Annotated in this window: 16 protein-coding genes; 14 read left to right on the plus strand and 2 right to left on the minus strand. The window is 35.1% G+C overall.

Going from position 1 to position 23530, the window contains the following annotated elements:
• Window positions 1-3: 3 nt before the first annotated feature.
• The 9 genes from BALOs_RS09830 to BALOs_RS09870 all read left to right on the plus strand — a co-directional run bounded on the left by BALOs_RS09830 (window position 4) and on the right by BALOs_RS09870 (window position 14511).
• Window positions 4-1089 carry a tRNA-dihydrouridine synthase gene (locus tag BALOs_RS09830; protein ID WP_120405067.1) on the plus strand — a complete coding sequence of 362 codons (1086 nt, stop codon included), beginning with the start codon at window positions 4-6 and terminating at the stop codon, window positions 1087-1089.
• A 96-nt stretch (window positions 1090-1185) separates the two neighbouring features.
• Entirely contained in the window at window positions 1186-3366 is a 2181-nt protein-coding gene (locus BALOs_RS09835) for a hypothetical protein (RefSeq protein ID WP_120405068.1), read from the plus strand.
• Between the two features lie 182 nt (window positions 3367-3548).
• The gene (locus BALOs_RS09840) at window positions 3549-8642 is read left to right on the plus strand and encodes a hypothetical protein (protein ID WP_120405069.1); all 5094 of its coding nucleotides are present in this window, start codon (window positions 3549-3551) and stop codon (window positions 8640-8642) included.
• A 136-nt stretch (window positions 8643-8778) separates the two neighbouring features.
• Window positions 8779-9843 (plus strand): hypothetical protein, encoded by a 1065-nt coding sequence (locus tag BALOs_RS09845; RefSeq protein WP_120405070.1) that lies wholly within the window; start codon window positions 8779-8781, stop codon window positions 9841-9843.
• A 74-nt stretch (window positions 9844-9917) separates the two neighbouring features.
• Window positions 9918-10715, plus strand: coding sequence for a hypothetical protein (locus tag BALOs_RS09850; protein ID WP_162929643.1), 798 nt, complete (start codon window positions 9918-9920; stop codon window positions 10713-10715).
• Window positions 10716-11630, plus strand: coding sequence for an endonuclease/exonuclease/phosphatase family protein (locus tag BALOs_RS09855; RefSeq protein WP_115363494.1), 915 nt, complete (start codon window positions 10716-10718; stop codon window positions 11628-11630).
• A gap of 88 nt (window positions 11631-11718) precedes the next feature.
• Entirely contained in the window at window positions 11719-13017 is a 1299-nt protein-coding gene (locus BALOs_RS09860; protein ID WP_158536918.1) for a S8 family serine peptidase, read from the plus strand.
• 80 nt (window positions 13018-13097) lie between these two features.
• A complete protein-coding gene (locus BALOs_RS09865; protein WP_115363498.1) occupies window positions 13098-13865 on the plus strand; it encodes a hypothetical protein in 768 nt (255 codons plus the stop codon).
• 73 nt (window positions 13866-13938) lie between these two features.
• Window positions 13939-14511, plus strand: a complete 573-nt coding sequence (locus BALOs_RS09870; RefSeq protein WP_120405072.1) for a hypothetical protein — start codon at window positions 13939-13941, stop codon at window positions 14509-14511.
• Here BALOs_RS09870 and BALOs_RS09875 read toward each other — a convergent pair whose 3' ends face one another.
• Both BALOs_RS09875 and BALOs_RS09880 read right to left on the minus strand, forming a co-directional pair.
• On the minus strand, window positions 14512-16125 hold the full coding sequence (locus tag BALOs_RS09875) for a PhoU domain-containing protein (RefSeq protein ID WP_162929644.1): 1614 nt from the start codon (window positions 16123-16125) through the stop codon (window positions 14512-14514).
• Window positions 16126-16146: 21 nt separating this feature from the next.
• Window positions 16147-16482, minus strand: a complete 336-nt coding sequence (locus BALOs_RS09880; RefSeq protein ID WP_120405074.1) for a hypothetical protein — start codon at window positions 16480-16482, stop codon at window positions 16147-16149.
• Window positions 16483-16754: 272 nt separating this feature from the next.
• Between BALOs_RS09880 and BALOs_RS09885 the strand changes: the two genes are divergently transcribed.
• From BALOs_RS09885 to BALOs_RS09905, 5 genes are all read left to right on the plus strand, one after another.
• Window positions 16755-17657, plus strand: coding sequence for a hypothetical protein (locus tag BALOs_RS09885; RefSeq protein WP_120405075.1), 903 nt, complete (start codon window positions 16755-16757; stop codon window positions 17655-17657).
• A 71-nt stretch (window positions 17658-17728) separates the two neighbouring features.
• Window positions 17729-19375, plus strand: coding sequence for an ABC transporter transmembrane domain-containing protein (locus BALOs_RS09890; protein WP_120405076.1), 1647 nt, complete (start codon window positions 17729-17731; stop codon window positions 19373-19375).
• Between the two features lie 8 nt (window positions 19376-19383).
• On the plus strand, window positions 19384-21549 hold the full coding sequence (locus BALOs_RS09895; protein ID WP_115363510.1) for an ATP-binding cassette domain-containing protein: 2166 nt from the start codon (window positions 19384-19386) through the stop codon (window positions 21547-21549).
• Window positions 21518-22489 (plus strand): HlyD family efflux transporter periplasmic adaptor subunit, encoded by a 972-nt coding sequence (locus BALOs_RS09900; RefSeq protein WP_115363512.1) that lies wholly within the window; start codon window positions 21518-21520, stop codon window positions 22487-22489. The genes BALOs_RS09895 and BALOs_RS09900 overlap by 32 nt, the downstream gene beginning before the upstream one ends.
• Complete coding sequence (locus tag BALOs_RS09905; protein WP_115363514.1) at window positions 22490-23503, plus strand: hypothetical protein; 1014 nt, start codon at window positions 22490-22492, stop codon at window positions 23501-23503.
• Window positions 23504-23530 lie beyond the last annotated feature (27 nt).

The following is a 23530-nucleotide window of genomic DNA, read 5'->3' on the forward strand; positions in this document are numbered from 1 at the left end:
CGCATGGCCAATAATCGCACTTTTTCACCATCTCTTCAAGCTAAGATTGACACCTTGATGTCACGACGCCCAAAAGTCAAACTTGGGGATATTTCTTTTGATTCACCACTTCTACTTGCTCCAATGAGTAGTATTTGTACCGCTCCATATCGTTTATTGATGGAAGAGCTGGGTGCTGGTGGAACAGTTAGTGAGCTCGTTTCATGTCACGGCATCAATTATAAGAATGAAAAGACTGTTAAGATGCTAGAAATCCATCCAAGAGAGAAGAATATCGGTCTTCAACTCTTTGGTGAAGACGGCACGGCCATGGCAGAAGCGGCCAAAGTCGCACAAGAGCGCGAGCCAAAGTTCATCGATATTAACATGGGGTGTCCAGTTAGAAAGGTTGTTTCTAAAGGCGGTGGCTCTGCTCTTATGAAAGATACTTCTAAACTTGGTAAGTACTTCAATCAAATGAAGTCGGCCATTGAAGTTCCTCTAACAATTAAAATTAGAACTGGTTGGGATGATGATTCTATCAACGCCCAAGAAGTTATTCATATCGCAAAAGAAGAAGGTGTCGAATTTGTTGCTATTCATGGGCGAACGCGTACACAGGCCTATAAGGGCCTTGCAAATTGGGATCTGCTAGAAAGTATTGCCCAGACTTCTCCGCTACCAATTATTGGAAACGGGGATCTTCACTCTTGGCAAATGACACAAAAGAGACTTATGGCAACTCGCTGTCAGGCCCTAATGCTTGGCCGAGGGCCTCTTAGAAATCCATTCATCTTCTTAGAAAGTTTTCTAAAAGAAGACGACGATATTCAATTTACTCCTAGTGACTACTTGGAAGTTATTGAAAGATTCCGCGATTATCTTGAAGAGTACACAGATCGTGAAAGAACTGTTCTGATAACTCTTAGAAAGAATATCGTATGGATGGCCGCTGGTTTTCCAAATGTAACTCACTTTAGAAATGCAATGTTTCAGACGCCAGATATTGAAGAAACAATGAATGTAACTCGTGAATATTTCGATGCCATTAAAGATGGCCACAAGAAGATCGACCATAATCAAGTCTTCATGGCCGGCGGTCACGGCTAAGTCTCTAATTTCTCTAGGCTTACTAAAGTTTTCTTATGTTTATAACGATAAGTCTCTTTGAGGGAGAATAGTTTAAACTTAAACTTTAGAAATCAGATGAGAAAACCATTTAAAGAATTCATTCGAGCTTTAATTATTGGAACATCACTTAGTTCCCTCTCTCTCAATGTATTTGCTGAATACTGTAGTGAACTGGAAATGGAAATTAAGTCGGTTCACGACAAGCAAAATGGAATGAAGGCAGATGAAAACAAGCCAAACTCTCCAACCTTGGCAGATTTAAAAGGTGCTCGAGACGCTCAAATGGCCCAAGTCATTGCGCTAAGATCACTTAAGAACATTCGCGATGAATATCTTAAATTCAAAGAAGAATCTCAAAGCCTTGATGTGGCCGAGTTATTTGATGACAATACCCTAGAGGCCTTATTTGCTCTTGAGGAGCATACACAGGCCGTAACAAAGTATGCAGTTATCCATTCAACAGTAGCAGCACTTGCAAAAAAGCAAGCCGACAGTATTGCTCAAAACTCAACGGAAGATAATCCTTTTGTAAAAATCTTTAACCATATTAAAAATGGTGACGGTAAGAACCTCTACTCCTATATGCGCTCAGCTTGTGATGATGCAAGTGAGGACGTAAAACAGGAATGTTCAGTCTTTAATGACTTTACTGAAAACTTCAAACTTGGTGATGGCCACGAAGAGATGGCCAAGAATACCATTAATAATTATGGTCAGATTTTGAAGAAGATTTATGCTGGTGTGGCGACACAAGAAGATGCAACATCTTTCTTTAAAGAGCATTTAAATGCGCTTAAAACCGATCAATACAATGTTTCATTAGACAAGGCCGAAGACGGAAGTCCATCTCTATCCATCAGTAAGCCAAATAACACACTTTCACTGCTAAGTGAGAGCGATGAACTAAAGAACTATTATCAAAATACAATTGTAAAACTCTATGATTTAAATAAAGAGCATAATTCAGACAAGAATATATTTAGTTCTCCAGAAAGTAGTTTTGCTACTCAGTTTTTTACAAACTCAATTGAAGACCAATCATTCAATGACATTTCTTCTGCTTTAAATGAATTAAAAAAGTGTAAAGGTAAACTCGTAGATTGTGATGAGTCTATTGATACAGGAAAACTTGCAAGAGCTATTAACTCAGCAAACGAAAGTATAGGAAGTGGCAATAGTGTTTCAAACGTCACAATTTTTGCTAATGGTAGACGACAAGAAACGAAGAATAAGCTTCACGATATCCTAAAAAAGGGTCTAGCAGAAACTGAAGCCTATAATAAGACAACAGGTACTAGAACTGACTTTAACGGTGAAGTTGCTAGTAAACTAAGTCAGCTTTGTCCGCAAAGCGTTTCTACGACAGATAGACTTATCTCTAATAATGAAATTTCAGATAAGGTATTTAAATGCCTTCAAGACGAACTTGACGACTCCTCTCTTGATGAGCTGATTAGTAAACAAGAAGAAGAATTAGCAAAGGCAGAAAAGGCCATTAGTGATTTATTTATTAGCCAACCAATGAAGGACCTGGAGATTATAAAATCAATTCTTACGAGAAGTTATAAGAATATATGTGAAGATCCACAGATTCATGAATTCCGTTGTCTACCACCTCTTCAAGGGGTTAATGAGAGTATTAAGACCTTGTCTATTATTGGTGACAATTTAGAAGAAGAGCTTATTGTTGAAGATTATTCTCGATATTATTATGGAGCTAAAGATACAAATGACTACCAAACTTCTAATCGTTACTTAGAAAAGTATTGTCCACAATCAGATAAAATCAATTGTAATGGAAATGAAGTTAGAAATGGTGATGTAACTGATCCTGATGAATTTCCGAAAGCTTGCCAATATTTACAAGTAAGAAGTTGTAACCAACAAAGCTTATCACTTTCAAAAGATAGCTTTAAACTTGATGATAATGAATATGTTGACTGGGATCCAATTTCAGAACGTTCTGTCGTTAGACGTCATCAACAGAGCTTTTGGCCTGGAGTTGCAATGTATGCAGCTGAACAATCTTATAAATTTATGGGACCAATGATTGCTACCCAACAATTAAGAGCACAACTACCGAGTGCTATATACACTGGAATGTATCAGGAACAACAAATAGCCTATCGAGAACAATACTATGACTGGTATATGGAAAAACTAGATCTAAGTGATGCCAATATGTTCGGATTTTGGGGTGGACCTTTTTACTCAAATAACTCCGTTGGACAGATCGATTTCGGCTATGGCTGGTAAAACACACAAATAATTGTCGACTGAAAAACTCGCACATTTAACTGACCTACTCACCTAACCAGTAATTCTAAGCACTTAACCCATCATTAGGTATTTCTTACCTTTCTTTTAATATCAATAAGTTATTATAAAGTTACCGGCGTAAAAGGGCGAAAAGTTAAGAGATAGGAAAGTGAAAATTAATGAAATTACGTGCACCTTTAATAACATTCCTTGCCGCAATCTTGCTACTAACCTCTTGTATGCAAGCGGCCAATAATCGACTCTCTGTCGATGGTGAAGATTCAGAACAAGAATCAACGAATAATATTATCGAAAATCCAACTGATGCCTCATGGTATGCAAAGAATCAATATATCCAAGGTCCAATTACCATTAACTCAACAGACACTGAGTCCATTTATCTGGTCGGTGGTGTTGTTAATAATTCAATTGTATCTTCAGAAAAAGTAAATTCAGCTTTTTGTCTTGTTGCTGATTTCGATGGTGCCGGGGAAGTTGTTTCAGGAAGTGTTGTAAAAAAACCTCAAGTTCGCCTAAAGGCAATTCCTATTAAATCTAGTAAATCACAAGAAGTAAGTATGCGAATCGAAATTGCAAATGCAATTGATAGTCAAGCCTTCTGTGGAGACGGAATTATTGGATATACAGGTTCAACAACTCATACTACATATCTAAATAATAAAATATCAGGTTCTTTAGCAGCTTATAGCTTAAATGATGTATGTCCTACATGTAACTCTAGCTTCCCTGCTCTTAACCTAAGATTTCATGAATCAGTGTACGGTACAGTAAATAGTGTACCTACTCTTGGCTCAATTGGTATTGATAACTTAAACCTAAATATTGATGTTAAAAACACAACCACTAATCCAGATACAAATAGCTGTACAAACTCTTCGTGCCAGCTACAAGGATATAACTGCTGTCTTAACGGCCAATGTGTTAACGACGGTGCAACAAGACCTAATATTGATGAAGACAGTCTTGAATACCAAACAGCATTAAATGAAATGCTAGAAAATCCAAATGCATTTAAGAGCTACCCTAACCTTTTCTATGTGTGTCCAATCAACACTGATCCAAGTGAAGATGATGAGACTGACACGGAAGATGAACTAGATAATGCAAATCAACAGCTACAAGCAGATATAAAAGACTATAAGTGTTTATTAGGAGAAACAGCTGAGTGTTCACCAGATCTCGACTCTGTAAGAGTAAAGATATGGGAAAAGTGTGGATGTCCACATGAGCCAACTTATGCTGGTGGAGAGCTGCAATTAGATGCCCGCTGTATTGATTACGGTTTAAAGGCCGGCAAGGATGCTAATGGCAATATCCTAAATATCACTTGTGATATTCCAGTAAACGAAAATGACGATGCTCCATTTCAAAACTTATCAGTTTTAGTATCGGCCAAAAGTGCACCTCACCGCTTCTTCTCTTTAGCGGGAGTACCTTACGATAATTTATCAGAAGTTCCTGAAGGGACAAATCAGGAAGGAGATTATTTCTTCTATCTTGATGATGCAAATAAAGCAGGTCCAATTGAAACAACTTATTCAATGAATGCAGTCCTTGGCCCGATGACCCTTGATCTCCAACAAGCTCAACCAGCTAAGGTTGTTGAAGTTGATGTTGATCAAGTTTATATCATTTCGGCTACAAGTGGATATTCAACTCCATGCCCATACTGTCAACAAGATGCTTGGCAAAAAGTTTTAAGTTCTCATCCTGAGTCTTCTAAAGGATATGGATTAACATGGCGTGGTTACACGACAGATCGTACAGCTATTGGAAGTAATACAACATTTGGTAATTATGAAGACACTATTTTTGGAAGGGCCTGCTGGGTTCCACCAACGATGCTTGCAAGCTCACATATTAGCTACTCAAATGCTGGAGTTCAAAGAAGAAACCGTCTTACGACTCAAGCAGCAATGTATGTTAATGGTTACCAAAGAGATTGGTATGGCTTTAATCAAGGAGCTCTAATTGGTTCTTTTGATGGTGTTTCTTGGTTTGCAGTCGGTGCAGGAAGACGAGTAAGATCGACAACAAATAAGCTCTTCTTAGCAATCAACGCACCATTTGCTGACCTTACTCAAAACAGTAATTTTACAGTCTCAGTTGTAGAAGACCTTGGTGGTCAAACAGCAGCTGATCACGACTACGACTTTTCTCTAGATCCAGATAGCGCTGCTCAAAACTTTGGAGCGAGTTGCCAGTATATGCACTCTTGTAACACTGATAGCGATTGTGTTGCAAAGCTAGGATGGGAATATGCATGTGGACAAATCACAGACGTAAAAACAAATTGGCCTAAATTTGATATTGATGCCTTTGAAAAAAATGACTACAGTCGTGAGGCCATTTCACTTTCAGCAATACTTGCAGGAAATATTAGTGGCGGACAAAATAACCGCTGTGTTTACCGCGGAGCAGGTTCTCCTTGTAAGCTTAATCCAAATGAAAATGTGAAGAAGACAAGTCAGTCAAAGCTACTAACTTGTGCTCCTAACTTCTATTGTGCGGCCCTTGATTCAGCAAGTTTTTCAAAAGAACTTATTCGCTCCCCTAATGAGCCAACTTCGATTCTATTTGGACAAGCTGCAAGTATTCTTGGTAGACCGATATCTTATACAAATCGAGCTGACGAGTTACCACAAGAAGTACAAAATGCAATTGCACAAAACTTATCAATTTACGCTGCAACTGGAAGCTACGAACCTTCAGAAGTTGGGCTTTGTATCCCAGGAAGATCAGCTGATACAGGAAATACAGGTGTTGAAGCATTTGAGCTAAGACACGAAAAACAAGATAACGATAATAGAACAGACTATATTTCTCAAATCGCTGCCTGTGATGAGACAGCATACCAAACAGGCAAAGTTAGAAGCTGTCCAGTATTTGATGAAGATGGTAATTATCTTAATGATGAGACACCAATAAGAAACCCTCTAGCGGTTAGACAAAATATGTGTAGTGCATCCTCTATTGACCCTGTGACAACTGAGTCAACATTCAAGTCAATAGAAGCTGGAAACTTAAGCTACGTATTAAATGTACAAAGTGAAACCCTTGCTGCTAACGCCTGTTTAAGACGAGCAGGAGCAATTTGTCATACTAACTTAGATTGTGGACCTAACCGTTTACATGCAGATGTAGCCAGAGGACTATCCCCTTCAAGCTTTGGAGGAACGATGGCCGAGCAGAAGTTCTGGGAAGAAGAGCTTGTTTGTGGACAAAGCCAAGAAGAGCCACTTCTTAATACGATTCTTGGAGCAAATTATTATAATTATGACATGTCTAAGAATCGATGCTGTCGTGAAGTAAGTAAGACTTTTACAATGTATACCGCAGTTGGCGCACGCTCAGACTTACCTGGTTACAACGTCGATAACGTGGCCTTAAACCCACTTAGAGATTCAATTTCAGATAATGATAAGACCGGACGCTACTCAAGATACTTGGCAGCTGAGTCATACTCGACAAATCCATCCATTCCATCTTTTGGCCTACCTTCAGCAAATGATACAAAAGTTATCAATGAAACAGGTCGTGCAAATTGTTGTGGTGGTGGATTTATAAGAAAGTTTGAAGATGGGACAAATAATTGGACAGTTGGTAATCGCCTAAATATTTCACCTTCTAAGTTAGCTTGTCTAAACTACTCAATGAGATCATGGGAAAAAGGATTTGATCCAACTAATCAAAATAATTGGCTAATGGAATACTCATATATGAGCTCACTTGGAGGCTATAGAACTTACCCAGACTCTCCAACGAACCTTTTTGACTGGCTACGTCCTGGAGACCCTGTAGGTGCCGTACAAGCAAATATTCAAAATGACTCAGAAACGCCACAAGCTCCAACAGAAATACCGGCAACTGGCCTATCTGGACGCATAAGCCTAAGCCCTGTCGATGCCGAAGGACAAATTAGTCTAGCAGCAAAAACAGTTTATGGTATGTATGAGCAATTAGGTGTTAGTGACACTTACAATGCTCCTTACCCTCCTGTTATTTTAAAGCCGTCAGGATTTAATAATCCTCAAGCTCCACTTGTTAGTGCTCCAAGTAGTGATAATGGATTTGCACCAGACAACCTTTATCTAGCAATTTATATTCCAGACTATGTGAATATAGCTTCTATTCGCAATGTCCTACTCCACTATACAGACGATACTGATGCTGCTGACTTTTCAGATATTAACTTTAGTAGCGATATGCTAAGAGGGCCACCTTCTGCAACAGCTCCAGCACCAGAAAACTATGGTGATGAAGTAACGTGTTCTTCTGTGAGTACTGCAGCAAACGACCTTCTCTTTACTGATAGTAATGATATCGACTCTGATGGAAATACTGGAGAGCCTAGTTACTGTATTATTCAGGACAACTTTAACTACTTATTCTTCTATGTAGGAAATCAGGCCACGCTAAATGGTTTCCAAAAAGGTTGGTTCTCTTTTGAATACGATTTAAAAGATGAGATCTTTGGTACGATTCCAGGAAACCAAGCTTATTACGAAGATATCTTTGAGAAATACGAACTTCTTGGCGTTCCTCAAGTTGCTTACGAAGCAATTCGTTGTAACGATGAAAAAGCTAATCCGGCAGATGGGACATCAAATGTTGGTCGCTTGATTGAAGGTGTATATAATGATGCTGGACCAGATCCATTTACAGCAGATGCTATTCCAGGTACTCCAGCTGGTGTTGAATCTAAGGTTTATTATAAGACAGATGGCTCAACGATTTCACTACCACAGATTTTCTCTGCGGATGAATTCAAATGCTGTTCTAAATTAGGTTCAAATGTAACCGATCCTAGTAATATGTGCTGTTCAGGTTTTGGAGTATTAAATAGTGACAATACTTACGAGTGTCGTCTCCCTAGTGGAACAGACCTAAACTTATACCTAAACCTCTTTATTTCGTCAGAAGGTATTGTGACTGATGATGAGAATATGTCTCTTACTCCAGACGAAACACATTATAACCTTGAAACTGGTTATCCAGATCACTCAAGTGAGACTGTAAGATCAAAGATTCAACAAATTGGTGAAAGATTCTGTCAATTAGGTACTGTGAGCAATGGTTCTGCTTTTGATAACTTCTACCCTCAACCAGCAGCTGGGTACTTTACAGAAGACACTCAACTAACAAGCTATAATACAATTGTGGACTCGATGGATGATCTAACGGCCACATCAGCAAACTACACTGAATTCATTTCTGGTAAGCGCTGGAATCGCCACTTCTACTGTGATTAAATTTCACACAGTGTTCAATATTTAGACGGCCTTCTTAGCAATTAAAACAAATTTTCAATACCTTAGGCTTTATCCTTTTTGGCATAGCAATTGCTATATTAATAGTATCTTAACTTACACAAAACAAGAGGCTATTATGAAGAAGCAAAACATCTCAACTATGATTAAAATTGCTATCCTAACGGGACTAATTCCACTGTCATCGTATGCAAGCATTTGTACAATCGTTGAAAGAAAGTTCGATCGCAAGGACTTTGAAAAGATCAGCGACTTCGATGAAGAATATCGTCAAAGATACGAAAAATACAAAGAGCGTTGTGATCTTGGTAAGTACAAGGTTGCTGAAGAAGCTTATCAAAGAGAATTAAAGAAAGATAATCAAGAAAAGAAAGAGCATCAGGATTTCATTAAAGATCGTGAATCAATTGAAATCTCAAAAGAAGACCTTAGAGACTTCTATGACAACTCTCCTATTATTGCTTACCGTGCTTCACTTAAGTATAGAGCATACAATGGAGACAAGGATATTTACCTACAAAAGATGTCTGATGCAAATGCAATCTGTCAGAACATGCTAAGTGATAAGAACGCAAAGGCCAAAACTGCACTTGTAGAAATTGCTGAAAAAGACCATATGGGACAAGTTGAAACTCCTGTTGCGGTTCAAGAGCAACTAGAGTCAAGATTTGATAGTAATGCAGCAACAGCAGCTTTCACTATTGGCCAAAAGAAATGGTATAATAGTGGTGATAATATTGAAGCTGGAACGGTTACAAACGAATTTGAAACATCAAGAAAAGAAAGAATTGAATTCAATGCAGATCTAGAAATTAGACAAGCTTCAGGTCTCCCATCGACATTTGTTGGAGATATTAGAGCTCTTGAATTCTCTAAGATTGAATGTGTTAGTAATCCAGTTAATAAGCAAGATAAACTTGATGATATTGATACAAAAACTACATTACAAACGAAAGTTAACTCTGCTGAAATCGACAGTGATGAAGATGAGCAAAAAGTTATCGTAAAGTTTGATGAACAAGAAAGACAAAACTTTCTTAAACAAAAAGGAAGTCGTGACAGCGATGATTCAAATAACACAAGAATCAGCGATATAAGAAGAGGTCAGACTACTGAAAAATATGAAATACAATCCCAGATTGATTTCCTCCTAGACGGCAATAACCGTGGGATGAATCAATAACCCCCCCTTAAAAAGGCCTGCAAATGCAGGCTTTTTTTTTTGACCCCAACTCCATTGCCAAGTACAATTTAATTATGAAATTGGCCCATCTATTCAAATATAGCTTCGCCTGTATAATTGCGACTCTAAGTATTGCAATGACACAGCAGCAAAATACTCAATCATCTGTTCAAGTAATTGAAGAAGTAAACTTTAAACCACATATGGTTGAACATCTTATAAAAGGCTGTCCTGAGAACTCTAAATGTTCAAAAGAGACAGGTAAGACCTCAGAGAAATTCAAAGAAGTTTTTACAAATGGAAGTTTGAAAGAAAAGAAAAATTTTGTTAAGGAATTTGGACTCCCCTTCACTTTCTGGACCACAACAGTTGCACAAGATAGTGTCATCACCTACCAATCACGTTGTATACATCATAAGACTGAAAAAGATAAATTTGGAAAAGTCTTAGTAGAGCGCCAAGAAATATATGAAGGGATTCGCTTTACAAAAAATATTAATGAAATCACTTCATTTCATGGGGTGATACTAAATCAAATGATTAAAGAAGGTAGTAATAAAACTTACTTTATTCCTCGATCAACAATTCCATTTTTTACAAATGGAGACGACCTTTTCTTTAGACAAGAGTTTCGTGAAGTTGATTATGCGATGAAACTTTCACCAAATAAGAGCTCAACGGCCACGTATATATCTTTAGCAACAAAGAAATTTCCAAATAAAGAAATATTAAATACGAGTTGCTCAAAAGAACTTGTGGATAAGTTTAAAAAGATCAATAAGAGTGGAATATATCAATCAGCTTATTGTAAAATGATCTATGATACAAAAGAGAAAAAGTATCATCGCTATATCTTCGGCTGGAGCTGTTAATTGAAACAAATTGAAATTTGTATTTATAATCTTGAGAACTTCTTTATTAGGGATGCTTTCGATAACCCTCCAAATATAAACTACTTCAAATCAAAACTAAACTTAAATCAATTAAAACAAGTTTTTACTGAAATAGATGCCGATATCTATGCCTTAACAGAAGTTGGCCAAGTTGAAAGCCTGGTCTACTTTAACGAAGTTTATCTTAACGAAAGTTATGAAATATTCCATCAACAAGGCAATAGTGATCGCGGAATTGAAAATGCTTTCTTAGTAAGAAAAGGCCTTGAATTTGAATTTGAACATCTAAGCCATACAAATAAAGAAATCGACTTTCAACTTCACGATGAAGATGACAATGACTACTTTCTAAGTAGAGACTTCTCCCACTTGCGTGTAAATAGTAAAAAGGGAGAGCATTTACTTAGCCTCTTTAATGTACATCTAAAGTCACAAAGAGATGATGATACTGGCCATGACTTTAGGTCAGTAAGAAGGCGCCAAGCAGAACTGGAATTATTATTAAAAGTCTATAAAGAAGAGAAGAAGCAATATCCTAGTACTCCAATCCTTTTATGTGGTGACTTTAATGGTAATGCTTCAAATGAAAATACAGATGAAGAATTTAAAGTCATTTATAAAGAGACTGATCTTAAAGATGTACTTTCTATGCGTCAGCTTCCCCTACAATACCGAACAACGTTTTATCAATTTGTAGGACAAGCCGCACACCAACTTCAATTAGATTATATCTTCATGGAAGAGTCATTTGGCCATCGTTTAATGGATGCTGCTGTCTATCAATATAAGAATTCAACAGGTCGTCTTATTGGCCCTCCTCGTAGAAGAGGTGATATTTGGAATAATCCATCTGATCACTACCCTGTCTATGCCATCATAAAAATTCAAGACTAATTAATATTCAATTACTTAGGCGTTGCGCGAAGCATTGTTTTATGCGATGCAATTGCAAAGACGCATAAGATCAATTATTTATTTTCTCATGCATAAATACACACAACACTTTATAAAAGCTTTAATTTCATTAATTCTCGTAAGTAGTACGTATGCTTCTACAGTCGTGGCCATCAGCGATAACCAAATAGATATTGGCCATGAAAAACTACGTGCCCACCTCTATCGTAACTTTTCTGAATATCAAAACGGATATGACACCGATCGAAATGGAAAAGTTGATGATCTTAATGGGTGGAACTTTATTCATGATACTAATAAAGTATTCGACCCTTCACTCATTGGTACTTTTGATCCAAATGTATACAAGTACTATGAAGTTAGACGTCGAAAAACATTAAAGATTGCAACAGATGAAGAACTTGAATGGTATAAAGAGATAAGAAAAGATGATGACTTCATGGATCATCGAAGTGACTTCTCTTCATATACACATGGCTCTCATGTCACTTGTCTTGCGATGAATACAAAAAAGCTTCCGTATGAAATGAAAAGCTGGGACCTTAAGTTCATGCCTATACGCTACCTTGGTGATGATGAAGTCGGGCTATTTAAAAAGAAAGAGTTTACACCGAGTAAATATTCAAGAAGCTATTATAAAATTCAAAATATTAAGAATTACCTAAACTATTATCAGTCTTGGATGATCAAGAAGTTTGAAGAGACAGTTAAATACTCAGCAAGTAAGTCAAAGATTTATCATGCCTCATGGGGCCAAAGCTGGGAGCCTGCATATGATATGGTAAACGAGCTCTTTCAAGATGAGTTTGATATAAGTGAGAAAGAAGCTGATAAGAAATACAAGTCAACAATCACGAAATTTCGTAACGACTATATGAAAGGCCTTATGAAAAAAGGTCAAAGAGTCGTAGAAAACTATTCAAATCTTTTATTCGTCTTCTCTGCTGGAAATAAGAAAGATAATACAGATGAAATGCTTCACTACCCTTCATCAATTATCGCTGATAATGTTATCTCCGTAGGAGCAATTGACGAAGACAATGAAGATAAAGCTTATTTTTCTAATTTTGGGAAAACAACTGTTTCTCTCTTTGCACCAGGTGTGGCCATATACTCATGTTCACCAGGAGATCGCTACATTCCAATTAATGGTACATCACAGGCAGCTCCTCACGTTACCAATATAGCGGCTAAAATTTTCGCAATGGCCGACTACTACGCTAAGCCTATTTCACCAGCGCATGTAAAAGACATACTATTATCATCAGCTACTAAGAAAGCTAAATTAAGTGATCTTTGTGTAAGTGGTGGAACTTTAAATGAATCGGCCGCAATAATGACGGCAAGACGATTCTTAAGATGGTGATAGGTTCACTCTAGAACACATCTATTTTTTCTAAATATAAGCCTCTTTCTGTCGATAAGAGATAGTAAGAGGTGACTAAAATGAAAAAAATTGGAACACTATTTCTATTATCGACAACACTTATTAGCTGTGCTGGATCACAACATTACGGTAACGGGCTTGGTGACCAATTTGCACAGTTTACAGACCGATCAGAAAGCGAAGTAAACCCTACTCCAACTTATAAAGTTCGTAAGTTTGAAAAGAAAAAAAGAGGTCCTGCAAGTGCAGACTCACAAACGTCTAAAGATATTTCAAAGCTAGATAATAAGAAAGTTTATTTCTTATCTTTATATGAGCAATATTTAACTTTCTCACAGATATACCCTAGTTTTAAAAAAGAGATTAAAACATGTGCTTCCTTTCATCAGGAGTTCATTAATTATAATGATCGACCTAAAATGTGGGAATATACCTTGAAAGAAGAAATTACAGACGATATTGAAAATGTTGTTTGGCATCTTCCATACGAAGGAAAAAGAGCAACAAAGAAGACACTACCTCTGGCGATGAGAGATCATATGGATCGAACTCACAAAGAACTTGAGCAACTTTGTTATAATGGATTCTCAGATAATTACTATACTTTTGCTAATTACATTACACTAGCTAAAGATAAGAAGGTATCTGCACAAACTCTAAAAGGTGCTAATTCACTAGTTAAGATGAGCGTAGTATTTAATAAACTACTTATTGAAAATCTAGCACATAAAGAAAAAGCAGATAAGGGAAGAGGCCTTGCATCTAAAACAGAAGATATCGAATACACTGATATTTCTCTTAAGCGCATGCAAGCACTTTGGTTTTAGCTTTAGCTTTATTAACCTAATTTAAGCGTTTCCCCACTATTAAAAGATAGCATTAGGGCCTTATGATTATTTCATGAGAGCTTTAATAATAATCATTCCCCTACTACTTATAAGTTGTAACCAAAAACCTTCTCAGCAACGACTGTCTGAGATTGCTCGTGACTTTTATGAAATACCAAATTTTTTTAAAATTCAAATAACAGCATTAGAAGTAATGAGTGAAGTTGTTGATCAAGACTATAGTTGTTTTGAATATAAAGTTGATATCAATCTTAAAGCAAAACAAGACCTTCTTACTTTAAGGCCAACTAGGCCATTTGGTAGCTATCGAATAAGAACGACTAAGGGCGAAGAGTTTATTCCCATAACAAATACAAAAAAAGAAGTAGAAAAGGAGATGAAGTATCACGAAAATCAAATTCATAAAGTTTCTATTATAAAAAAATGTATTCGAATGAGAGGAAAAAAATGTGTTCGTTATCGAAGAGTAAGAGCCTCTCGTGCACATAAAGAAAAGATTATTGGACGAAAGATAGCTTCAACTAAAAAGTTATTTCCTTTTGCAATTAATAAGGATCAAAATACTGTCGTTAAAGAGCTTCCACTAGTCGTTTGTCAAAACGAATTAACGCAGAAATGGGAATAATTACTTTGAAAGAAGTAAGTAAATATCTCTTACATTTGCTCTAACAACAGAAATTGAAGTCATCATATCAGAATAATAGATATGTTTTCGACCATCTTCATTGTGATGAACTTTAGCGAAGTCCTCTCTTTCAGTCATCAGATGCTTCTTGAGCTCTCTTGTATCATGAATAACTCGTTCAACATCTTCTTCAGAGGCAATATGCCCTTCATAAAGGCTTAAGCTTTCAGCAAAAAGATTTTGAACTTCCTTATAAAAGTTTAATAAGCGCTCAGACTCATCGGCCGATAGTTGCCAATTTTCATAATACTTCGTAAGCATTGTCGTTAACTTATCTAGACTATCAGCTAGCTGCTCAAGATCAGAAGCAATCTGCATTAACTTAATGGCATTGCGACTCTCTTCCTCTTCAACTCCACTAGAGATGACCTTAGAGATAAATTCATTGATTTCAACTTGAATATTGTCGATTATCTTTTCGTAATCTTTAATCTTTGCAAGTGCCCTAGCACCTTTAGTTGGACTTTCTACGTACTCATAACATTTTTCAAACATTCGAGAAACAATATCCATAAGTTTCCCAATTTCTAACTCTACTAAGACATAGGCCATCGTTGAAGATATGTGACGACGATCACCTAGAAATTTAAGCTTTGGGCGATCCTTGAACTTAGCATCAGGATATAGGCCTTTAACCATTTCTGAAATAATATTTTTAAAAAAGAAATAATTAAGAATAGCTAGAATGTTAACAAAGAAGAATCCCAGAACAACAAGGTTAAGTGGATCTAAATCAGTTTGAACATTATGATCAATTAATACAATCAATAGAAAAGAAGCAGCTGTAGCGACTGAATAATGAATTAACGGGCCAAGACTTAGTCTTATGGCCAAAGGTCTTGCATTTCGTCTTGCTGTATCAAAGTTAATGACAAACGAACAAAGTGAAGACGCTGTAAGCATTGCAAAGCAAAAGCTAGTTGGAAAAAGGTTACTAATTAAAAGAACCACTACAATTGCCAAAGTCATTGTCTGACTTCTTAAGATAACAGCAATAATACTTCCAACAGTGAGTCCTATTAGCATATTTGTAAAAAGTGAGTAATCGATAAATAAGACGATAAAGTTTTGAATATACTTCCACGTTACAAGGTTTACAAAACTCTCGTGCATAACTGCAACGCCTAAGAATAAAAAAGCAAGACCAAATAGGAGCTTACACAACTTCCTAATATAGAGATTGCGAGAAATTAAACCTAAGATTAAAGCGAAGGCCATCAGATTCAAAGCTGTCTCTTGAGATGAGAAAACAAGAATAATAAATATTGCAATTGAGCCCAGGGATGAGCCTAGGAACATAGGCAATACCCTCTTTTGCTTTATAAGGTTAGCATTAACTAGACCAATGGTAACGAGATTTGCCATAGTTGGAGAAAATGCTAAAAGACTTAGCCTTGCTCCATTCCAAAAGTTAACCACAAAGTTCTTACCATCAATATCAGAGACGATATGTTTAATACTTTGTGAGCCTAAACTTTGAATTCCAGCTGAAATAATTCTTTGGCCATAATAGAAAATTGCGAGACCAGAGATAAAAAATAAGATGTGTTGCAAATAGTACATAATAAAATTAATTTACGAAGTAGCCTTGGCCACCCAAATTGGTATGATTATGTACAATATTGTATCTCGAATTAGATAAAATAGGAAAAAATAAATAAAAGCTTTTGGGCCTTTATTCCAAAGTCCTTCAATTCCTAAGTATTGAATTTTCTTTGACATCGCTACCATGAACTTTGTTTTTCCATAGTGTTGAATAAAGAAAGAAATGGCCCCATCAACCTTGCGATCAAATGCTAAAGCAGGCTTTTTCAACTTATTCCACAGCCTCTCCAACAGTCTTTTAAACGCTGATTTAGGCTTTTTGGCCTCACTGGCCACATCATTTGAACTTTTCGTAACTGTATTCATGATGAGGACAAATTAGCAGAAATTTCTACCCGTGAAAAGAACTTTAGGAAGTTATTGATCGCATTATAGACAGACTCAAATAGACCTAAATAAAAATGTGTAAGATAGTAATATTGTAAAGAAAACATTGACTATTTTGCTCAATGAAGACAAATTAGCGCAATATCGTCAATGCATAATGAATTCTACAAAATTGTGACACTTTTAAGTGTTGAATTTTGTAATCTCTTTTTACAGAGATCGGACAATAACACAACGCAAGGAACAGATTTTTGTTAGAAAAGATCCATTTACTTAATATTCAAACAAAAAGTAACGAAATACCTAAAAGACTATTAGAGATGCAAGGGGCATTTGTTCTAATTACTTGCCAAAGAACAATCATTCTCACAACTACAGAGTTTGATTCACAGGATAAAGCCTTAGGTACATACCATACTTCAAAACAAGCCTATCATTTTCTCTTAGAAACGATTTGCGGTCTACAAAGTAAACTAAAAGGTGAAAGTGAGATCGTAGCTCAATTTAAAGAAGCATTTGCAAATTACCTTAAAGAAGATATTCGCTCTTCTGTCATTCTAAGAGTTTTAGAAAAACTTTTTAAAGATGCTAAAGAAGTGAGAAAAAAGCACCTCGTTAAGATTGGTCAACAATCATATGCCGGAATCATGAGAAGAATCATTCAGTCAAAATATGAAACTGGTGATGTTTTAATTCTTGGCTCAGGACAACTTGCAAGAGATTCGATTAAGCACTTAATGAAGAAATACAATATTTATATCAGTGCTAGAAATTCGCAAAAAGTACAGGCTCTCATTGAAGAATTTCCAAACGTAAATATTCAAACTGTTGAATGGAGAGACTTTGACTCTTATTACAAGTTCAACTCTCATGTGAATACAATTGGATCTAATGATACCATTTTTGCTGATGAGCACTTCAGAGGTCACTGTCCAAATAACTCTGTTTTCGTCGACCTTGGCTCACCTTCTGCGATTCAAACTGAATACGACAAGCAGCATGGAGTTTACCGCCTTGGAGATATCCTAAACCACGGTAAAGTATTAAACGAGAAGAAGACAGAAAAGATTGATCAAGCAAAACTTGCTATTCAAGACCTTGTAGAAAGAAGAGCTAAACACTTGGCAATTGCAAATACAAGAGCTGCAATTTAACTTTTATTAAGTCAAAAAGTCTCTCAATGTCGTCGATTAATCTCATATAGTTTCCCACTATAGGAGATGGCATGACTAATGAAGAGAATATCAGCCTTTCACACCTACCAAATTCACTTAGAAAGTGGTTTAAAGAGTGTGTTCAATTATATAATTATAACTTTATCTCTCTACCATTATTAATCTCTTTAAACTTTATCATTAATCTGGCCATTCTTGCGATACCGATTCTTATATTAAATATCTTCGACAGAGCAATTCCAGAAAGAGATACAGCGCTCTTACTTTACATCCTGCTAGCACTCGTTGTCTTTATATTGGTAGAGGCCGGCCTTAAATATTTAAGATTTTATATAATAACGTTTAACAGCGCCCGTTACGATAACAACAAGACTAAAAATCTTATTAAAAATATCATTATGGATCCATCATATTATAATATAGGACTCTTTCAGCATTCTTTAAATGAGATCGGTGCAGACAAGGCCCTTTATGCAAATAGTGGCATTGTTACTCTTACAGAGCTCCCCTTTCTTCTTATGTACATTGGTTTTCTTTTATATATCAATCCAATACTGGCATTTATTCCATTAGTGTTAATTATCATATTCACAATATTTTCACTAAACTCAACACAACAAGTTGGAGATTCAATATATTTTAAGCATCTCTCAATTATAAAGAAAGATAACCTTCTTTATCACACACTAAACAACCTCAGAACAATTAAAAGATTTGGTCGAATTAACATTTTTCACAATCGTTTTAAAGTATTAATGAGAAGAGCAGTTAAACAGGAGTTTATCACCAATAAAGAAGAGTTAAATAACATAAACTTAAATAACTTATTTGCCCAAATAAATATCATCTTAATCATAGCTGTAGGTTCGTATCTAATAACGATAAATCAAATAGGAATAGGTGGACTTGTGGCAAGTGTATATATTGCAAGTAAGTCCTTTGGCCCGACCATTGGTATGTTTAAAGTTATAAAACGTTTACATGAAACAAAGATAATAGAAGACTTATCAATCAGCCCCTCTATACATCAAAAGGAGATGGGAACAAAAGTTATTGAAACCATCTATTCAATGATTATCCCTCTAAAGCAAAATAAGAAAGAAGTAATGGTTCCATTTATGAAAGGAGATACTATCTCTTTAGAGAATGCAGATGAAAACATGATCAATTACATCTTATCATCAAAAATCAATCAATTAAGAAATAAAATTCTCATTAATGATGATTACCTCATAAACATTGATGAGACCTCTATCTATAAGAAAATCACTATACTCAATGGACAGGTGAATATATGGGATGGAACAATCAAAGAGAACCTAACTTCGTTTGGATTGATACCAGAATCAAATTTAAACTATTACATTAACACACTGGGATTAAACGAAATACTAAGCGCATTACCTCTAGGACTAGAGACATATATCACTCAAGAGGATACATCTTTAATTTCAAACGAAGCAAAAGCACTAATTTACATGACAAGAAAACTTGCTTTAGACCCAGAGGTCATCTTCCTCAACGACTTTGAAGCGAATATTGATAAGAGAGATTACGCAAAAGTATACAATCATATCGCAAACATTAGAGACAATAAAATAATTTTCATAAACTCAAAAGACCATAACTACATAAACCTATGTAATAGAGACTTATTTAATAATCGCATAGGTGAATACAGTAGTTACTTAACCTAGGATAATGTATGAATAATAAAAAGAGGTTATTTAGCTACTTTATTGAATTTAAAAAAGACGATATACATGAGAAAGATGTAAGTGAGATTCTTTTGTCGTACCCAAGAATGCGACTAGTAGACATTAGAAATGCACTTTCATCATTAGGATTTGAAAGCATTCATCTTGATATTAGCTTTAAAAACATAGAAAGAGAGGCACTACCTTGCTTTATAATAATAAATGAAAACATCGATAACTACTGTAAAGATGGTGACCTATTAATTTATTCTTATGATGATGGCAAAAAGGAATATTACCTTCTAAACTCAAAAGGTCAAAGAAAAGACCTTTCAAAAACAAGTCATATAAATATTAATTCAGCAATACTTGTAAAAAGACGGGTTTTGATCAGTAGCGACGACAAAGAAAACACCGTAAACAACATAAGCAAAAATGAAAAAAAATGGATGATAAAGTTTTTCTTTCGCTTTAGGGAAAATATAAACTCTCTATATCTACTAACTTTAATTTCCACCTGTTCAATACTAGTAATACCCTACTACATTTATTTTATACACGAGAACTATTTAATCACAAGAGATAGTCTAACTCTTATCAATGCATCAACGGGAGTAGTCATAGTCCTGGCCATTGATTACGGAATAAGAAATATAAGATCGAGTATAATCGCATGGACATCATCAAGAGTTAATTATCTTTTAAAGACAGAACTCTTTAGACAAATGATAAACTTTAAAGATGCGAATATTGAAAAGGAACATATCAATATAAACCTATACGAGCAGATTAATCGAATGACAAGGTTTTTTGGCTCAAATACAACCGCTCAAATTCTAGATTTACTTTTTGTACCATTGTTTCTTATCCCATTAGTGATCATATCATGGAAGATGGCCCTTCCAATATTGATCATGTCCCCTTTCTACTTTCTTCATTATAAGAGACATCATCGTAACCTTCGTATTGCAAAAACTTTATTCCAAAATATTTCAAAGCAAAGAATGATACTAACAAATGAATTAAAAAGGCGTTCTGAATCTATTTTCTTTGAAAATATACTTCCTATTTTTAATAAAAGACTTACTAGTATGACTGCCGGTAGTGCTTTACATGATTTAAAATGTGAAATGCTTATTTTCAAATATGCAATTCATTTTTACGTTTTATCATTTATTACGATAATTCTGTGTTTAACGATCGGTATAAATCAATACTGGAATCAAGATTTAAGTATCTCAAAATTATTAGCAAGTATCTCGCTCATTATTTTTATCTTTCTTCCAATAAATCGCTACTTAACTAATCGAAATTCCAATTTATCTTCGAGAAAAGTTCTAAAAGACATACACATAGAATTAATTAAAGATATAGAAAAAAGGTCACTATACTCACTTGAAGATCTCTATTTAAAAAGCCTCGATTTGAGATTTACTCAAGTCAGTTACACAAACCCAATTACTCTGATCCCATTATTAAAAAATATTAACTTATGCTTAAGACATGGAAAGATATTTGGTATTGATGGTGATCACAACACAGGAAAAGATATACTAATAAAACTTATTAATAAAACATACATGCCTCACACTGGGACTATAACAATTGGAAATGTTGATCACCGCCAAGCTGACACAATGTATCTAAGACAACGATTGATAACTCTTAATTTAACAAAGTCCTTACTAAAAAACCTTAGCATCTTTGAGAATATAAAATACATAAATCCACTAATAACAAAAAAAGAATTACTAATTAGTATGGAAATATTTGGATTAAACAAAATGCTTAAAGACAGTGATTTGACTATCGATACACCACTGAATGGACCACATAATTACAAGATTTCAAAAGAACTATATGCCGCGACTGTATTACTTATCCCTTTTACAACAAGGGCAAAAATTGTTTTAATCGAAGAGATACCATCATCAATAATCAACGAAAGTCTGCCAATGTTAAGGAAATTTATCAATATAGCTCGCAATAACTTCACTGTTATTTTTAAAAGTGACCATTTTGAAATACTTAAAGAATGTGATGAAGTTTTATATCTAACAAGAGACGCTAAAATAATCACAAAAAACAAAGCTACGCTTCTTAAGGAGTCATATATTAAAGTTGTCCAAAATGGAGATTTAAATGATCAAAAGAAAATTTACATCAATAGTTGATGATATCGAATACTCTAGACAAGTCGATTATATAGGACAGGATATTTTACTGGCAGAAGCTAGAGTTCCCTTACTAACGAAATCTATTATATTAACTCTCCTACTAGGCTTTAGCGGATTAATACTTTGGGCATCGACAACAACAGTAAAAGAAATCGTTAAAAGTGAAGGTGAAATAAGGCCTTCTACAAAGGTTCACTCTATCAAACATATGCATGGAGGAACAATTGTGAATATATATGTTAACGAGGGTCAAATTGTTGCAGAAGGAGATATTTTATTCACTCTAGAAGATAAGGGTTTAAGAAGTCGAGAAAACTCTATTCGAAATGAGATCGAATCGTTAAAGATTCAATTCAAGAACCTACAACTTGGAAATAGTTCCACAAAAACATCAAAAGTCTCTCTTATTAACAAAAAACTCATATCCTTAAAGGATGAGTTAAGTAAAATTACAAATAAAATCGAAACATTAAATATTAGGTCCGAAAGTGCAGGTATCGCTAGAGCTATAAAAGCACAGAACATTGGAGATACAATTGTAGCAAATGAAAAGATTATGGAAATAGTTCCCATTGAGAGTACGACAAATGCAATTATTAGAATCAGCCCAAATGATATTGGCTTTGTTCAAGTCAACATGCCTGTTGATATTAAAGTGAACTCATATAACTACAGAATATATGGCTCAGTTGAAGGAATCATCACATCAATTTCACCTTACACATATTACTCAGACGAGAATGAGAGTTACTATCGTGGGGTTGTTAGGCTATCAAAAAACTACATGGGAAATGATGATATTCAAAATTTAATTTTACCAGGTATGAAAATACATGCGGATATTCTCACCGCTAGAAAAAGCATCTTAAAATATCTAATTGGACCACTGGAAGAAGTAACTCGAAAACCATTTTTCTACACATTAACGGAGCAATAAATGTTAAAAAAAATCTTACAGGCCATTGGGAATACTCCAGACTCATCAGACTTCGAAAGAAGTAGCACCAACTTACCTGAAAACAAAAAAAACAAACAACATATCCTAATAAAGGAGCAAAAGCCTAGTATTCTTATCGTTTCAAATAATAAAAAAATTTCAAATAGGCTCAGGCTTCTACTTGGAGATAATTTTAGAATAATTGAAAGAGAGAACTTATCAATGATCTTTCAATTATTTGCAAGTGTAAAAAGAGAACATATTGATGTTGTTATTTACTATGATAGTGATCCCCAAAAAGATCTCTCACTAATTTCAATGATGAAGAAATACCCTCGCTTTACCAACGTTCCAGTTATTGTGTTAGCAGAAGAGATTAACGAAAAAAGAAAAGTACATTTTCTTGAAAATGACATAAGTGACTTCATTGACATGCAGAGCTTCCCTCTTATACAACAAATGGTTAAGTCTAAAATCAAAATACAGTCTCGGATTAATTCAATTATAAACTACTCTATTGATCATAAAAGTGGACTTGATGTTATCTCATTAGCACATATGCAAGTAAGAACGTTGGCCGATGTAGCAGGCTGTGCAAGAACCTTAAAACAGATAACCAATGCTACACTAAATCAAGAAAGGGCCTTCTTTGAATTGATTCTAAACTCTCTCGAACATGGCCAACTCAAAATTAATAAAAAAGAAAGACTTAGAACCAAAGAAAGCGGTGAGTATGAAAGTTATCTAGAGATATTAACAAATCGAAATAAAGAACCCATCATTATTACTTTTGAAAAGTGTGATCAATATTATTTAATCAACATCATCGATGGCGGTGATGGTTTTAATTATGAGAAGTATTTACAAACCAACTCAAGTGAATCTGCTAATGAGTCAGAAAAAGGCATTTATATCGCAAATAACACTAAAGGAATTAATCTAAGTTATAATGACGTAGGAAATATAACTCAGTTGAAAGTAAATCATAAGGAAAGATATAAACTTTGGCACTAACTAAAAGGAAAGTGTGCCCTGAATAGG

Origin of the sequence: Halobacteriovorax sp. BALOs_7 (genome assembly GCF_003612895.1) — a bacterium.
Classification (GTDB): Bacteria; Bdellovibrionota; Bacteriovoracia; order Bacteriovoracales; family Bacteriovoracaceae; genus Halobacteriovorax_A; species Halobacteriovorax_A vibrionivorans.

Excerpts from the sequence above, each read along its gene's own strand:
- BALOs_RS09850 (WP_162929643.1), top strand. The coding sequence starts at position 9,918 with ATGAAATTGGCCCATCTATTCAAATATAGCTTCGCCTGTATAATTGCG.
- BALOs_RS09865 (WP_115363498.1), top strand. The coding sequence starts at position 13,098 with ATGAAAAAAATTGGAACACTATTTCTATTATCGACAACACTTATTAGC.
- BALOs_RS09835 (WP_120405068.1), top strand. The coding sequence starts at position 1,186 with ATGAGAAAACCATTTAAAGAATTCATTCGAGCTTTAATTATTGGAACA.
- BALOs_RS09840 (WP_120405069.1), top strand. The coding sequence starts at position 3,549 with ATGAAATTACGTGCACCTTTAATAACATTCCTTGCCGCAATCTTGCTA.
- BALOs_RS09845 (WP_120405070.1), top strand. The coding sequence starts at position 8,779 with ATGAAGAAGCAAAACATCTCAACTATGATTAAAATTGCTATCCTAACG.
- BALOs_RS09860 (WP_158536918.1), top strand. The coding sequence starts at position 11,719 with ATGCATAAATACACACAACACTTTATAAAAGCTTTAATTTCATTAATT.
- BALOs_RS09870 (WP_120405072.1), top strand. The coding sequence starts at position 13,939 with ATGAGAGCTTTAATAATAATCATTCCCCTACTACTTATAAGTTGTAAC.
- BALOs_RS09880 (WP_120405074.1), bottom strand. The coding sequence starts at position 16,482 with ATGAATACAGTTACGAAAAGTTCAAATGATGTGGCCAGTGAGGCCAAA.
- BALOs_RS09905 (WP_115363514.1), top strand. The coding sequence starts at position 22,490 with ATGTTAAAAAAAATCTTACAGGCCATTGGGAATACTCCAGACTCATCA.
- BALOs_RS09895 (WP_115363510.1), top strand. The coding sequence starts at position 19,384 with ATGAATAATAAAAAGAGGTTATTTAGCTACTTTATTGAATTTAAAAAA.
- BALOs_RS09830 (WP_120405067.1), top strand. The coding sequence starts at position 4 with ATGGCCAATAATCGCACTTTTTCACCATCTCTTCAAGCTAAGATTGAC.
- BALOs_RS09890 (WP_120405076.1), top strand. The coding sequence starts at position 17,729 with ATGACTAATGAAGAGAATATCAGCCTTTCACACCTACCAAATTCACTT.
- BALOs_RS09900 (WP_115363512.1), top strand. The coding sequence starts at position 21,518 with ATGATCAAAAGAAAATTTACATCAATAGTTGATGATATCGAATACTCT.